We start from the raw sequence: 15,323 nt of genomic DNA on the forward strand, positions 1-15,323 counted from the left end.
AGAGGCTTTATCAGCATTAAAACTTGGGTAAGCGCATTTCTTTTTCAAACATCAGATCGTCAATGCTTTTAAACGTATACCCTTTTTTCTTCAAGTCAGTGATCGCGTCATCAAGCGCTTCTGAATTGTCTTTTGAGACGGTATGGAGAAGATAAATCGCTCCGGGATGCGCCTGCTTCATCATATGGTCGTAGGCGTATTGTTTTCCCTTCTGGTGATTGATTTTCCAGTCCACAAACGCAACTGACCAAAACACCGTTTGATACCCGAGCCGTTTTGCTTCCTGAAGCACATATTCGCTGAACACGCCGCGCGGCGGACGCAAATAGAGATTGTCCTGTTTCCCGGTAATCTTATACACTTCTTCCTTCACCGAATCCAGTTCATCCTGAATTTCATCGGCCGTTTTGGTTGTCAGATCAGGGTGATGAAAGGAATGATTGCCGATAATATGGCCTTCATCAGACATGCGTTTGATGAGTTCCGGCTGATCTTTAACAAAATGGCCCGTCACAAAAAAGGTTCCCGTCACGTGATGCTTCTTCAGCACATCGAGCACTTTCGGCGTATAACCGTTTTCGTAACCGTTATCGAATGTTAAATAGATCGTCTTTTCTTTAGTGTTTCCTAAGTAAAACGCGTCATATTTTTTGATCAGACTGTTCAGTTGTTTGCCCGCGTCAGCCGGCGCGTGATTGACACTTCGTTTAAATCCCCAGTTTACCGGTTCGTTTGATACTGCTTTTGCACCGCTCACTCCGCCTGTGAGCAAAGCGGCAATGCAGCATACAGAACAAATCCATTTCATGGTCAGCGCTCCTTCTGCAGTTTTTCTTATTTTGCAGTAGAGCGCTTTGTTTTATACCATTGCTTTCTTTCCAGGTCGGTATGTCCGTACAGCCGTTTTTTGGCATAAAAAAACCGCGGCGTCCGCCCCGGTTATTCCCAATCTTTTTTGAATCGTTCATATTTGGCTTCAAGATCGTCAAGCATGCTGATGAGGCGGTCTATATCTTCAACGTCTGTTGATTCAGGGTCTAATGAATCTATCACGTTCATAAACATATCCAGTCTGTTCTTCAAATAATCAATCTGCTGATCCTTGTTGTTTATTGCATTCCCCATTTTTCTCCTCCTTTCATTTTTTTAATGGTAGCTCATTTTTTCCTGTTTTTCAACGGCTTCGCCCCTTGCGATCTTTGTGGATCAGGTCTAAAATTAACAGTTGGCAGACGTTAGTATGCCCCAATGATAAAGGAGTTAGATAGACCATGATGCAAAATACGAAGCTCCGTCCAATTACGCCCCAATTTGATCCGTGGGAAGCGTATATGGACGTAGACCAATATGGAGACATGCAGCTGACGAACGTTGAATTCACAACGACGACTCTGTGCAATATGAGATGTGAGCATTGTGCTGTCGGTTACACGCTACAGCCGAAGGACCCCAATGCTCTTCCGATAGATCTTTTGTTACAGCGGCTTGAGGAAATCCCCCTTCTTCGGTCAATCAGCATTACCGGCGGTGAACCGATGCTTTCATTAAAATCGGTGAAGGAGTACGTTGTCCCTTTATTAAAATACGCTCATGAACGCGGCGTGCGGACACAGATTAATTCCAATTTAACGCTTGATATCGAGCGCTATGAATGGATCATTCCTTACCTTGACGTTCTGCATATTTCCCATAACTGGGGAACGGTTGAGGATTTTGCCGATATCGGTTTTGCGATGATGGATAAAAAACCGACCTTCGAACAGCGCGCCAGATATTTTGAAAAAATGATTCAAAACAGCCGCACCTTGGTCGACGCCGGCGTAATGGTCTCAGCGGAAACCATGCTGAATAAACGCACACTTCCCCATATCGAGCATATTCACCGGCAAATCGTTGAAGAAATGAAGTGCCAGCGCCATGAAGTGCATCCGATGTATCCAAGTGATTTTGCCAGTGCGCTTGATTCACTCAGCTTAAAGGATATGAGAAAAGCCATTCACAAACTGCTAGATGTGCGTGACGAAAACACGTGGATGCTGTTTGGCACATTGCCGTTTTATGCGTGCAGCCCTGATGAAGAAGATCAGACATTATTAAAGCGGCTGCGCCAGGCGAAAAATGTGACAGTGCGAAATGATCCCGATGGCCGTTCACGCCTGAATGTAAATATTTTTGATGGGAATATTATTGTGACAGACTTTGGGGATACACCTCCGCTTGGCAATATCCAAACAGACAGCCTGCCTTCCGCTTATGAAAAGTGGAGAGAAACGAAGCTGGCTAAAGAGCTGAATTGCCATTGCCCAAATGTGCGGTGCCTCGGCCCGAATGTTCTGGTGAAAAACAGTTATTATCAAAATGAAGATTTTTCAGTACGCCAAGCCAGGAGTTAGATGCGGATGAAAGAAACGTTTATTGACATTCTGAAAAGCAAAACATTCGATATACTCATTGTCGCCGCCCTGCTCTGGGTTGGTGTGTTTATCATCAATCGGTTTGTGCAGGCGTTTTTTAAACGGACTGACTTTATTGAAGAACGGAAAGAGAAAACAATTGAAAGCCTTGTTCGTTCGCTTACCCGTTATTCAGCGACCATCGGCTTTATATTGTATGTAGTTTCACTGTTTGTGGATGATTTTGGAAAAATACTCGCAGGAGCCGGTGTCGCGGGTATCGTTATCGGGTTTGGCGCCCAATCACTGATTAAAGATATAGTGGCCGGGATTTTCTTAATATACGAGCGCCAGCTCCATAAAGGCGATTATGTGACGGTGAACAATTTGTTTAACGGCACTGTGGAAGAAATCGGCCTTCGTTCGCTGCAAATCAGGGAATGGAGCGGGAAGCTTTTAACAATCAGCAATGGGGAAGTCAGACAAATTGAAAACTACAATATCAATTACATGCGAATTACTGAGTCTCTTCTTGTGAGCTTTAAGGAAGATCCCGAGCGCGTGTATCGCGTGCTTGAGGAAGCGTGCGATATGCTGAACCAAGAGCTTCGCGATTCCTTAAAAAGAGACGAGTTTCTAAACCCGGAAGAACCGTTTCAAGTACACGGCATTACAAGCTTGAATAAGATCAATCGCGGGATCGAGTTTACAGTGAAGGGCATGGTGAAGGATCAGGATTATTTCAGCGCCAGCCTCACAGTAAGACGGGTCCTTGTCCGTCAGCTTTATCAACATAATGTACAAATGCTTGAGGAAGCGATCCGGGTTGAAAAAAGCCAATAAAAAACTGATTCCGTTTAAGACGGAATCAGTTTTTTTTATTATCTCGGCTGTGCGGAAAGCTGGAAGCTGAAAGTAACGTGGTCTTGAACGGGGATCCAAGCGCCGATCCCTTGTGAAGTGACATTTTTCACAACAAGCTTTCGTTTATTGCCTTTCAGCACCAAGTACACTTCTCCGTATGTGACTTTCCCCTTTTCATTTACGGCCGGAGCATAAGCGTTTAGGTAACCAAGTTTTTTGGCTGCTATTTTATACATTTGGTCACGCTTCGTTCCGGCTCCCACAACTGTCTCAAATGCGAGCGGAAGGCTGGTTTTCTTCATGGCTTTTTGCATCATCATGCTTCTTACATCTTCTGCGTTCGGAACCTTTGCCGTCAAATCGCCTTTAACTCTGAATTGCCGCTCCTGAGAATATCTCATTTCAGCCGTTTGCTCTCCGCCTCGGTTGTCAGCGCGGTTTGTATTGATTTTTTTGTACTCCCAGTTGGCGACGGTTTCGTTTGATTCGTACCCGAGCGCCCATTTCCCAAGAAATACTGTCGCCCTGTAGCCTACAGCAAGAGGTGTTCCGGAGATGGTGGACTCGTTCAGCATTTTAATCAGATGCGGGTTTTCAATTGCCACCTCTGATGTATCTAGCAATTCTTGCGCCAGCTTACTCGGCTGGAGAGTCGGCTGATCTTGCGAAGCATTCGGATACGTATTTTCCTTAGAAATGCTTGCAACAGAATCAGGGATCTTAAACGGTTTTGTAGCATGGATAGGCTGAACGCCGAAAAAACTAAAGGATAATAACACAATGAGTGTGGCCTTACATAGCTTTTTCATCATATCACTCTTTCTATGGCATTTTCCTTTAGTCTTTTCCGCCCTCTATATTGTTATCCGTTATTTTTTCAGGTTAAAGCAGGAAAAAACCGATCGCCATAATGACATATGCCGCAAGCAGGGTGGCTCCTTCAAACCAATTGGAATCACCGTCATTTGAAATGGCAATCATCAGGAGCACCGCCGATACCATCGAGACGAGCTCCGGCAGCGTAAAGACGAGCGGCATGCTTGTCGGGAAAAACAGCGAACAGATGACGAGTATCGGTGCAACAAACATCGCAATCTGCAATGTGGAGCCGACCGCAATTTCAACAGCCACGTCCATTTTATTTTTATAGGCCATAATAATAGCAGACGCGTGCTCCGCCGCGTTTCCGACAATGGCAACGATAATGACCCCGATAAAAAGTTCGCTCCAGCCGAATTGCGCCGCAACGGAATGGAAGGTGTGCACAAGATTTTCTGAAATGTAGGCGACGACAATGGTTGCCGCAAACAATACCGCAGTAGCCGCTTTCAATGACCATTCCGGCTGTTCCTCTTCCTCCGGTTTTGCTGTTTCATTTTTCGGCTGATAGACGCCTCGGTGCGTGACAAGCTTGAAATAAAGAGCAGCCACATACAGGAGAATCATGATCACGCTGATGCCGACACTTAAATTAAGCTTGCTTGTATGTCCCATACCGATTGAAAAAATCTCAGGAATAACAAAAGCGACGATAACGGCAAAAACCAAAAGGCCGGAATTATGGCGTGCATCATGAATATTGAATACCTGCCGCTTGTATTTCAAACCGCCGACAAAAAACGATAAGCCAGCAACCAAAAGTAAATTTCCTAAAACAGAACCGGTCAAAGACGCGAGCACGATGCCCGTTAATCCTTCCTTTAAAGCGAAAATCGAAATGATAAGCTCAACTGCATTGCCGAAGGTCGCGTTTAAAAGCCCGCCGATTCGGGGCCCGGCAATAATGGCCAGCGATTCTGTCGCCCTTCCCATATAGCTTGCCAGCGCTATAATGGTGATACAATAGATGGTAAATAAGATTGCCGCAGGCCAATGCACAAAACTGCCGATGACTGACAGCGGCACCCCCGCCGCCACTAAGATGAAAAAGATACGATTCATTTGATTGGCTCCTTTTATCATATTGATTTATTTTTTATTCTTCTCAAAAAACATCATGATTACACCAAGTCCGTTTCAGCCCTCACCTCCTTTCCGTGCCTAATTTCCTGTTGCCGTCTTTTGGAAATCGGTGTACGATCAAGAATAGATCCCATCTAAGGAGAAAACGCGATGTCACGATTTCATTTCTTCATTCTTGTGCTGCTTGTTTCAATTTCAGGATTTTCTCAAGGAATGCTGCTGCCTGTGATCTCAATTATTTTTGAAACACAAGGCGAATCAGCCGCTGTAAACGGATTGCATGCGACCGGATTATATATCGGCGTATTGCTCGCGGCGCCTTTTATGGAGGCGCCGCTTCGAAAGCTTGGGTTCAAACCGCTCATTGTGATCGGCGGCGCCCTTGTTATTGTCAGTTTATTCAGCTTTATTTGGCTTCAATCCGTTTGGATCTGGTTTTTCCTGCGCCTTTTAATCGGAATCGGAGATCACATGCTTCATTTTTCCACCCAAACATGGGTGACAACCAGATCGTCTAAACAAAATCGCGGAAAAAATCTTTCACTGTACGGGCTGTCATTCGGCCTTGGGTTTGCCGCGGGCCCTTTTATGGTGCCGCTCGTTCAGTCAAATCCAGCGCTGCCTTTTATCGTATCCGGCTGCATCAGTCTGTTTGCGTGGGTTTTTGTGTTCTTTCTACAAAATGAATACCCGGAAACCAGTCCTCACGAAACCGGGACGGAAAATAGTTTTTCACGATTTTATCAGGCTGTGCTTTTAGGGTGGATCGCTTTTATGCCGACCTTTGGCTACGGTTTTTTAGAAACGGCGTTAAACGGCAGTTTTCCCGTGTACGCGCTGCGTCTGGGAATTTCGGTTGATGCGGTGGCACTCATCCTGCCGGCTTTTGCCATCGGAAGCATTGTGTTTCAATTTCCGCTTGGCATAATAAGTGATAAATACGGCAGAAGGAACGTCCTGCTCATCATTCTATTAACGGGCGCATTATGTTTTTTGACAGCCGGTCTGTTCCCGTCGCCTTATGTATTGGGGTGCTGTTTTTTCATTGCCGGAATGGCTGTTGGGTCAACCTTTACACTCGGGATCAGTTATATGACCGACCTTTTGCCGTCCCACCTTCTTCCGGCGGGGAATTTGCTCTGCGGTATCTCATTCAGTCTCGGAAGCATCATCGGTCCGATTGCCGGCGGCTGGTATATGCAGATATTTAAAAATGCCAATCTGTTTTACTTCATCACCTTTGTTTTATCAGTTGTTTGGATTGCTATTGCTTTTGGTAAAACCAAACATACTTCCCATAGAGGGTCACACTCTGTCACCCATTAAAAAAAGAGCTGACGCTAAAAGCCAGCTCTTTTTAAGGCGGCCAAAGCGCCGCCTCTTTATCTAATGGTAACCGTTTTGTCCGTTGGAACTTCCGCTCGTTTTTTGTTTCGGTTTGCTTTTCGAATTTTGTTTGTTATGGCTTCCGCCTTTTTGCTTTGTCATGGTGATCCCTCCGCATGCCTGATTGAACAATATCTGTTCATTTATAGGTTGCTCGAATCAACCGGATTTTCATCAGGAAGCTTTTTACGTTTATGTAAAAGCGCGTTGATTTCTCCTCCTAAAATAATTAAAATCCCGCTTAAGTAAAACCAGATCATCAGCACGATAATTCCCCCGATGCTTCCGTATGTCGCACTGTAATTCGCGTAGGTGCCCACGTAAAAGGAAAATAATGTGCTTACCGCGATCCAGCCAATGGTCGCAAACAGCGCGCCTGGAAATACAAAACGCAATGACAGCTTTTTGTTCGGGGCGAATAAATACAAAGCGGAAAATACGATCAGCAAAATCAAAGGGCTGATTCCCCAGCGCACCGCGGCCCATACCGCTAAAAACATATCAGACGCGCCGACAAATTCAGCGGTTAAAAGCCCGATCTGCTTACCGAATACCGGCAGCAGCAAGGCAACTAAAATGGTAAATACCATCCCGATCGTTAAGAAAATAGAGGTTAGACGAACAATGATAAAAGAGCGGTTTTCCTCAACTTCATACGCGTGGTTAAACGCTCTGACGATGGCGTTCATCCCGTTTGAAGCCGACCAGAGAGCCGCGATGATCCCGAAAGAAAGCAGCCCGCCGTTGCGGTTGTTTAATGTTTGCTCGGTAATAGATTGTATAAGCGACATAGCGCCGTCCGGAGCATATTGATCCACTACTCCGAGCACGTCATCCGATGTCAGCGGGAGATAGGCGGCAAGCGTTAAAATAAAGATCATAAACGGAAACAAAGATAGAAGAAAAAAATACGCCAGTTCTGCTGATTTGCTTTGTCCTTCATGCAGGGTAAATCTCCCGAATAGCTCTTTTATAAAGTCCATGTCTGTCTCACCTCAGCTCAATTGTCAGTTGTTTTCTTTGAAAAATGCTCCTTGGTTTCCTCAACAAGCTCCATGACTTTCGGTGTTGTTTTCTTCAATTCGCTTACTTGCTTATTCAAAAAGCCTAAATCATCTGAAAGCGATTGGGCGAGCTTTTTTGTATCATCCAATTTTGTGATCATCGAATGTTTCAAAAGCTCCGGATTGCTCCGATACAGCCGGACCTTATTTTTGCACATCATCCATTTCATCCCGCACGCATCCCTTGTCGGTTTATGAAAAAGAGACAATGCGGCGCCGATGGACGCACCGATCATCATATTTTTCAGCATCATTCGTTCATTTTTCATCATACAAAACCCCTTTCGTTTTCGATTACAGATTTTGTTCTTTTCTGATGGATTCCAGCAAATTCCGGCACCCTGATTTAACCAACTGATAAACTTCATCAAAATTTCCTGTGTAATAAGGATCCGGCACGTCGGCCGCATCTGACTCCTTCACATAATCAAGCAGCCTTCCCAGACGGGGTGCTTTTTTAAAACCCGCCATGCTTCTCAAATGTCCGATGTTTTCCGCATCCATGGCTATCACGTAATCAAAATCAGCCAAATCCTGCTCACACACTTGGCGTGCCAGCATGCCTTCAAAGCTGATCCCCTTCCTCTTCAATATCTCCTGTGTCCCTTCATGCGGAGGGCTGCCGATGTGCCAGCCGCCGATTCCGGCAGAATCTGTTTTGATCTGCTCTTGCAGACCGTTTTTTTCGGCCAAATCCTTGAACACTGCCTCTGCCATGGGTGACCGGCAAATATTTCCCAAGCAAACAAATAAAACTTTTATCATGTTGTATGACCTCCCTAATCTTTCCCCACATTTCTATAAAAAGAAACCTTTAGGATATCATAGTAAGAAAACCGAAAAGTTTTCAACATCTGCCGTCATTTTTTTAAAACTGTCTGCGTCCTGTACAAGCCGGTTTGATGCTTTATATTTTATGTGGTCTGCGGACTCATCATTCTCTTTTCGGAAATCGCCGGAGAAACAGCCCCCTAAAAAGATACGCCAGCTTACATAACCACTGTGAAAACGCGCTTTTTTTCTCAGGGAATTCTGTTAGAATATAAAGGACAAATATGGCCTAAAGAAAGGATGGATGCATTTGTCCAGCCAAAACACAGAGACATTGAACCAAATGATTGAAGAGATTTCCCAAAAGCTCAACATGCTGAATGTCGGCGTGATCAGAGCGGAAGATTTCAGCGATGAAAAAATTGAGGATCTTACCTACCTTCATAAAATGGTAATGAAAAAAGCATCATTCAGCCCAAGCGAAATGCAGGCGATCGCTCAAGAGCTTGCCTCTCTTCGCAAATAACAAAAATTTTGGCTTGCCGTAAACCGGTAAGTCTTTTTGTATGCCCTGGTTTAAATAATAAATTCTCGGTTTAAATAATAAAAAAATATTTGTTCACAAGTTTGACATAGATAAAAAGAAGGATGCAAGGGTTAAGACAGGCAGGCCTGATACCTGGTGAGGATGTGGATATTGTCGGCTTTGATAATGTACCTGAAGCGGAAATTTCCCACCCCCCTTTAACAACGGTCTCCTCATTTCCCCGCCGTTCCGGGACCGAGGCGGCAAACCTTTTGCACCACAAAATGTCCAATACGAATCATAAGCAGCAGCGGATTATTTTAAAACCGGAGCTGATAATCCGTGAATCTTCTTAATCAGAGTACGGAAGCAACAAAAAAGCGGACACCAGCACGGGCGCCCGCTTTTTTTATTAAGTTAGGCGAGTAATTTTAAAGACTCGCGGTTAAACGCTGGAATATCATCCGGCGTACGGCTTGTCACCAATTGGTTTTGGCAGACGACAACTTCTTCATCCACCACGTTCGCGCCGGCGTTTTCCATATCGACACGAATTGATGTAAATCCTGTTGCTTTGCGGCCGTCAAGCGTTTTTGCGTTGATCAGCAGCTGCGGCCCATGGCAAATGGCAAATACAGGTTTCTTGTCATCCATAAAGGATTTCGCAAACTGTACAAACCGATCATCCGCGCGCAGCATGTCAGGTGAAAAACCTCCCGGAATGAGAAGCGCATCGAAATCTGAAGCATTTACTTCATCAATAGACGCGTCAACCGTTACTTCCGCATCACCTTGTTTTCCTTTTACAGTCTTCCCTTTTTCATTTTCAATAACTGTTAAGTCATGGCCCGCTTCTTTAAATGCTTTTGCAGGCTCAGTGTACTCAACATCCTCAAAATAATCCGTTAATACAACTGCAATTTTTTTACCCATCGTTGATTACCTCCTGCTCAATGTGTCTACATAAAACAATGTACCCCAGCCACACTAAAGTAAAACATTGTCTTCTAAAAACAAAGGCCTTCTGAGCAATAAGGCTCATTCAACAAGTCGGACACATGCGCCATTATCCTCATTTTTTCACCATTTTACAATAATCGGGGCGAAACATCTACAAAAGTTTACAAAACATTCTTACAATAGGGAATGTGACATAAATTTGGTTGAAAGGTGGAGAACAGGTGGGAATACAGAAAAGCCGAGGCAATAACAAAACGATTCTCCGTATTCTGCTATCCTCAATTATGATACTTAGTCTAATCCTCCCAGCATCACCCATTCGAGCAGAAGAAAACGCCGATCCTCATGTGAATCTTAGTATTTTAGCGACAACGGACATTCATGCCCACATGATGGATTATGATTACTACAGCGACAAAGAAACAGCGGAATTCGGCCTCGCAAGAACAGCTGAATTAATCGCAAAGCACCGCAAAGAAAACCCAAACACCCTTCTCGTTGATAACGGAGACTTAATTCAGGGGAATCCGCTTGGCGAGTATGCGGTGAAATATGAAAAAGACGACATTATATCGGGCGCAAAAACCCATCCGATTATCGATGTCATGAACCACTTGGATTATGACGCCGGCACACTCGGCAATCATGAGTTCAATTACGGTCTTGACTTTTTGGACGGCACGATAAAAGGCGCCGGTTTTCCGATTGTAAACGCCAATGTCAAAACACTCAGCGGCAAGCATCGCTTTACGCCGTATGTGATTGATGAAAAAACCGTAACAGATGAAAATGGAAACAAGCAGAGCATTAAAGTCGGCTATATCGGCTTTGTTCCGCCGCAAATCATGACATGGGATAAAAAACATCTGGAAGGAAACGTCCAAGTTCAGGATATTGTCGAATCAGCCAATGAAACAATTCCGCAAATGAAGGCGGAAGGCGCGGATGTCATTATTGCCCTCGCCCATACCGGCATTGAAAAACAAGCACAGTCAACCGGTGCGGAAAATGCGGTATTCGATCTTGCCACAAAAACAGACGGCATTGACGCCATCGTCTCCGGCCACCAGCACGGACTCTTTCCTGATGCAGAGTATGCTGGAATCGACAAGTTCGATGTTGAAAAAGGTACGATTAATGGCATTCCAGTTGTGATGCCGAGCAACTGGGGCAAGTATTTAGGCGTCATTGATCTTAATCTGAAACAATCGGACGGCTCATGGCGAGTCGCTGATTCCAAAGGGAGCATCGAACCGATTGCAGGTACAGTCACAAGCAGAGATGAAACGGTAACAAACACAATTAAGCAAACACATGAAAACACGCTGGAGTATGTCAGAAAACCGGTCGGGCAAACGGAAGCCGATATCAATAGCTTTTTTGCACAGGTGAAAGACGACCCGTCCATCCAAATCGTGACAGACGCGCAGAAATGGTATGCGCAGGATGTCATGAAGGATTCAAAATATAAGGACCTCCCGATTTTGTCAGCAGGAGCGCCCTTTAAAGCAGGCGGGCGAAACGGGTCCAATTATTACACCAACATCGCAGCAGGCGATCTGGCAATTAAAAATGTAGGTGATTTGTATCTGTATGACAATACCGTGCAAATCGTAAAACTGACCGGAAGTGAGGTTAAGGATTGGCTGGAAATGTCCGCAGGCCAATTTAATCAGATCACACCTAATAAAGGCGGGAATCAGGTTTTGCTGAATGACAGCTTCCGTTCTTACAATTTTGATGTGATTGACGGTGTCACCTACCAAGTTGATGTCACAAAACCTGCTAAATATAACGCAAACGGCAAAATGATCAATTCCGATGCCGGCCGAATCATCAATCTTTCCTACGAAGGAAAACCGATAGACGCCGATCAAGAGTTTCTTGTCGTCACAAACAATTACCGGGCTTCGGGCGGCGGAGGCTTCCCTCATTTGTCCAATGATAAAATTGTGTATGCATCAGCTGATGAAAACAGACAGGTGTTGATGAATTACATTCTTGATCAGAAAAAGATCAATCCAAAAGCGGATAACAACTGGTCCATCGCCCCTGTGGCGGGAACGAACCTTACGTTTGAGTCTTCTCTGCTTGCTAAACCGTTCGCAGATGAAGCTGATGACGTTGCCTATCTGGGCGAATCGTCTAACGCGGGCTATGGATTGTACAAGCTTCAGTTTGATGAAGATCCAGTGACAAATCCGCCGGATGATGACTTATGGAATCTGACGGTTATGCATACCAATGACACGCACGCCCACCTCGATGATGCAGCAAGACGGATGACGAAAGTAAACGAGGTGCGTAACGAAACGGATCACAATCTTCTGCTTGACGCGGGAGATGTGTTTTCCGGCGACCTTTATTTCACAAAATGGAACGGGCTGGCTGACCTTCAATTCATGAATAAGATGGGATATGACGCGATGACTTTTGGGAACCATGAATTTGACAAAGGCCCGAAAGTGCTTGCTGATTTTCTCAGCGGAGACAGCACCGCCGTCGACCCGGCGAACCACTATCAATTCAAAGCGCCTGAGTTTCCAATCGTCAGTGCCAATGTGGATGTCTCCAAAGAGCCTAAACTGAAGCTATTCATGAAAGATCCGCAGACATTCACCGCGGGAGAAAAGAAGGAAGCAGGCATCCACCCATATATTTTGCTTGACGTTGACGGCGAAAAAGTCGCCGTATTCGGACTCACGACAGAAGATACCTCGACAACATCCAGTCCGGGAAAAAGCATTGTTTTTAATGATGCCTTTGAAACAGCGCAAAACACAGTGAAGGAAATTCAGGACAAAGAGAAGGTCAACAAAATTATCGCCCTGACCCATATCGGGCATAATCGTGATCTTGAGCTGGCCAAAAAAGTAAAAGGCATCGACTTGATTGTCGGCGGACATACTCATACGCTCGTTGACAAGATGGCGGTTGTGGACAATGAAGAACCGACAATCGTGGCGCAAGCTAAGGAATATGGCCAGTATTTAGGCCGGGTGGATCTTGCGTTTGATAAAGACGGAATCGTTCAGACGGACAAATCAAATCTCAAAGCTCTTCCGATCGATGAAACCATTGAAGAAGACCCAGATGCAAAAAATCAGCTCAGCAAGTTCAAAAACGAGTTAGAAGACGTAAAAAATGAAAAAGTCGGCTATACCGACGTGCCGCTCGACGGACAGCGTGAACATGTGCGAACAAAGGAAACCAATCTCGGTAACTTTATCGCTGACGGCATGCTGGCAAAAGCGAAAGAATCAGTGGGCGCACAAATCGCCATCACAAATGGCGGCGGCATCAGAGCGGGCATTGATAAGGGCAAAATCACACTCGGAGAAGTTCTGAACGTCATGCCGTTCGGCAATACCCTTTATGTCGCAGACTTAACAGGAAAACAAATTAAAGAAGCCCTCGAGCAAGGCTTGAGCGGCGTGGAAGACGGAGGCGGCGCTTTCCCTCACGTGGCCGGCATTGAATATACTTTCACGTTACAAAATGAGCCGGGAAAACGCGTGATTGAAGTCAAAATGGTAAATGGCGACGGAAGCACAGAGAATCTAAACGAGGACCGCACCTACCGTGTGGCGACAAATAATTTCGTCGGAGCGGGCGGTGACGGGTATTCCGTCTTTACAAAGGCTTCCCGCGGAGAAGACTTAGGCTATGTTGATTATGAGATTTTCACGGAACAGCTTGAAAAAGAAGAAAAAGTTTCTCCGAAAATCGAAAACCGTGTCAAAGAAGTCTACCTGCCGACAAAGCAAAAAGATGGCAGCTGGACGCTTGACAATGATGAATCGTTTTCCGTTTACGCAAACAACGCAAACACGGCGATGGTCTACTTTGAAAAGGACGAAGGCACTGTAAACAAAATCAATCTCAAGCTGACGAAAAATCAAATTGATTTGTTAAAAGCACGGAAAACCGATCCGACTGTCACGATATTTAACCATTGGTTCGGCATGAAGCTTCCGCTTTCCAACATCGAATCAGCCGAGGCCGCAATCGGGGTTGAATCGACAGAAGATATGGACGCTGCACTGACAAATGTGTATGATTTCAGCATTGAGCAAAACGGAAAAGACGTTAACACCTTCAAGGAACCGGTTCAGCTGTCCCTTCGGATCAATGATATGAAAAAAGCGAAAAATCCCGCGGTCTACTATGTTGACCGGAAAAAGAAACTATTCACAAAAACAGACAATGGCTCCGTTCGGCATGACGTTGTCACCGGATATACGAATCACTTTAGTGAATACACCGTCTTAAACGCCGGAGCTGACGGCACACCGCCTGATTTTCCAGCCGATAACCCGTCAGACGGGAATAACGGCAGTGATGGCGGCGGTAATGACGGAAAACAGCCGAATGATGGCAGTGACACACAAACACCGCCAGGCACCAAACCGACAGACACAACAGGAGGTTCAGGTGATGACACGCCGGGCGGCGGCTTACTGCCTGACACCGCCACCTCTATGTACTCCATTCTGTTAGCCGGATTCTTGCTCAGCGCACTCGGCACCGCTCTGTATCTGTATCAGCGGAGAAAGCAGAATAAAGCGGATCAAGCATAAAAAAAAGAGCTGCTCATAACGAGCAGCTTTTTTTTATACCCACTTCACAACATCTTCGACAGCCGATCTTGTTTTCGGACGAGGTTCTCTGACACGGTAGCCGAATGCCGCCATAACGGAGATGTCGAAGCTTCCGTTTTCAAGTAACCCTTCTTCCTCAAGGATACGGTGGATCTCGTCGTAATTGAATCCTTCGACAGGGCAGGAATCGATTCCGATTTGCGCGGCAGCGGTCATCATGTTGCCAAGCGCAATATATGTTTGTTTTGAAGCCCAGTCAAATATGGCTCTGTCGCTTTCTAACAAATGGAAATCATGTTTCTGGAATTCTTCGGTCTTTTTTAAATATCCTTCATACATGTCTTCCGGCATTTGTTTCACTTCTCTTAAATGCTGTTTCACGTAATCGGAATCAAATGTGATATCCTTTGCCGTACGCGCGAGGATCAGCACAAAGTGGCTTGCCGTCGGCAATTGCTTTTGCGCGCCCCATGTATATTCGCGAAGCTTTTCACGCAATGCCGGATCTTGCACGACTACGAATTTCCAAGGCTCAAGACCGAGCGAGCTTGGAGACAGTCTGCCTGTTTCTAAAATAAATTCAAAATCGCTTTCTGATATTTTTTTAGCAGGATCAAATTCCTTCGTCGCGTGTCTGAATTTGTATGCATCAATAATTTGTGTTTTTAAATCTGCCATGTCAGCACCTCTCCTTTTGGTTAATCTGATTTCTATTGTAGCCATTATTTTAAAAAGTAAAAGTACGCACATTTTTGTTGGATAGTATCAATTTTGATACCAATCAAATACAAAAACG

14 protein-coding genes and 1 pseudogene are annotated in these 15,323 nt (G+C 45.2%); 6 read left to right on the forward strand and 9 right to left on the reverse strand.

Annotated features, from left to right (window positions below):
* Positions 1 to 16 precede the first annotated feature (16 nt).
* Together pdaA and GXP75_RS17605 are read right to left on the reverse strand one after the other, a co-directional pair.
* Positions 17 to 808: a delta-lactam-biosynthetic de-N-acetylase gene (gene pdaA, locus GXP75_RS17600; RefSeq protein WP_150224959.1), complete on the reverse strand. Its 792-nt coding sequence runs from the start codon at positions 806 to 808 to the stop codon at positions 17 to 19.
* 131 nt (positions 809 to 939) lie between these two features.
* The gene (locus tag GXP75_RS17605) at positions 940 to 1,125 is read right to left on the reverse strand and encodes an SE1561 family protein (protein ID WP_004430493.1); all 186 of its coding nucleotides are present in this window, start codon (positions 1,123 to 1,125) and stop codon (positions 940 to 942) included.
* Between the two features lie 146 nt (positions 1,126 to 1,271).
* Between GXP75_RS17605 and yfkAB the strand changes: the two genes are divergently transcribed.
* Together yfkAB and GXP75_RS17615 are read left to right on the forward strand one after the other, a co-directional pair.
* Positions 1,272 to 2,393: a radical SAM/CxCxxxxC motif protein YfkAB gene (yfkAB, locus tag GXP75_RS17610; RefSeq protein WP_010787952.1), complete on the forward strand. Its 1,122-nt coding sequence runs from the start codon at positions 1,272 to 1,274 to the stop codon at positions 2,391 to 2,393.
* On the forward strand, positions 2,394 to 3,236 hold the full coding sequence (locus GXP75_RS17615) for a mechanosensitive ion channel family protein (protein ID WP_088116737.1): 843 nt from the start codon (positions 2,394 to 2,396) through the stop codon (positions 3,234 to 3,236).
* 38 nt (positions 3,237 to 3,274) lie between these two features.
* Here GXP75_RS17615 and GXP75_RS17620 read toward each other — a convergent pair whose 3' ends face one another.
* Together GXP75_RS17620 and cax are read right to left on the reverse strand one after the other, a co-directional pair.
* Positions 3,275 to 4,069 (reverse strand): YfkD famly protein, encoded by a 795-nt coding sequence (locus tag GXP75_RS17620; RefSeq protein ID WP_010787950.1) that lies wholly within the window; start codon positions 4,067 to 4,069, stop codon positions 3,275 to 3,277.
* Between the two features lie 70 nt (positions 4,070 to 4,139).
* Complete coding sequence (gene cax, locus GXP75_RS17625; protein ID WP_106045866.1) at positions 4,140 to 5,198, reverse strand: calcium/proton exchanger; 1,059 nt, start codon at positions 5,196 to 5,198, stop codon at positions 4,140 to 4,142.
* A gap of 171 nt (positions 5,199 to 5,369) precedes the next feature.
* Between cax and GXP75_RS17630 the strand changes: the two genes are divergently transcribed.
* Positions 5,370 to 6,545 (forward strand): MFS transporter, encoded by a 1,176-nt coding sequence (locus tag GXP75_RS17630; protein ID WP_214916967.1) that lies wholly within the window; start codon positions 5,370 to 5,372, stop codon positions 6,543 to 6,545.
* Between the two features lie 203 nt (positions 6,546 to 6,748).
* Here the strand turns inward: GXP75_RS17630 and GXP75_RS17635 are convergent, their stop codons facing one another.
* Genes GXP75_RS17635 through GXP75_RS17645 form a run of 3 tightly spaced genes read right to left on the reverse strand, consistent with a single transcriptional unit; the run spans position 6,749 to position 8,434 of the window.
* Positions 6,749 to 7,588: a YihY family inner membrane protein gene (locus GXP75_RS17635; protein ID WP_004430476.1), complete on the reverse strand. Its 840-nt coding sequence runs from the start codon at positions 7,586 to 7,588 to the stop codon at positions 6,749 to 6,751.
* Between the two features lie 17 nt (positions 7,589 to 7,605).
* Positions 7,606 to 7,938 (reverse strand): hypothetical protein, encoded by a 333-nt coding sequence (locus GXP75_RS17640; RefSeq protein WP_242557433.1) that lies wholly within the window; start codon positions 7,936 to 7,938, stop codon positions 7,606 to 7,608.
* A 25-nt stretch (positions 7,939 to 7,963) separates the two neighbouring features.
* Positions 7,964 to 8,434 (reverse strand): low molecular weight protein-tyrosine-phosphatase, encoded by a 471-nt coding sequence (locus GXP75_RS17645; protein ID WP_242557434.1) that lies wholly within the window; start codon positions 8,432 to 8,434, stop codon positions 7,964 to 7,966.
* 316 nt (positions 8,435 to 8,750) lie between these two features.
* Between GXP75_RS17645 and GXP75_RS17650 the strand changes: the two genes are divergently transcribed.
* A complete protein-coding gene (locus GXP75_RS17650; protein WP_004430468.1) occupies positions 8,751 to 8,966 on the forward strand; it encodes a DUF1128 domain-containing protein in 216 nt (71 codons plus the stop codon).
* A gap of 122 nt (positions 8,967 to 9,088) precedes the next feature.
* Positions 9,089 to 9,322, forward strand: a pseudogene (locus tag GXP75_RS17655) (substrate-binding domain-containing protein); the annotation flags it as partial.
* Positions 9,323 to 9,383: 61 nt separating this feature from the next.
* On the opposite strand, the gene GXP75_RS17660 reads toward GXP75_RS17655, so the two are convergent.
* Positions 9,384 to 9,899: a type 1 glutamine amidotransferase domain-containing protein gene (locus tag GXP75_RS17660; protein WP_214916948.1), complete on the reverse strand. Its 516-nt coding sequence runs from the start codon at positions 9,897 to 9,899 to the stop codon at positions 9,384 to 9,386.
* A gap of 248 nt (positions 9,900 to 10,147) precedes the next feature.
* Between GXP75_RS17660 and GXP75_RS17665 the strand changes: the two genes are divergently transcribed.
* Positions 10,148 to 14,506: a multifunctional 2',3'-cyclic-nucleotide 2'-phosphodiesterase/3'-nucleotidase/5'-nucleotidase gene (locus tag GXP75_RS17665; protein WP_242557435.1), complete on the forward strand. Its 4,359-nt coding sequence runs from the start codon at positions 10,148 to 10,150 to the stop codon at positions 14,504 to 14,506.
* Between the two features lie 33 nt (positions 14,507 to 14,539).
* Here the strand turns inward: GXP75_RS17665 and GXP75_RS17670 are convergent, their stop codons facing one another.
* Positions 14,540 to 15,205, reverse strand: a complete 666-nt coding sequence (locus GXP75_RS17670; RefSeq protein ID WP_242557436.1) for an NAD(P)H-dependent oxidoreductase — start codon at positions 15,203 to 15,205, stop codon at positions 14,540 to 14,542.
* Positions 15,206 to 15,323: the final 118 nt, after the last annotated feature.

The organism is Bacillus sp. HU-1818, assembly GCF_022695965.1.
GTDB classification, from domain to species: Bacteria; Bacillota; Bacilli; order Bacillales; family Bacillaceae; genus Bacillus; species Bacillus atrophaeus.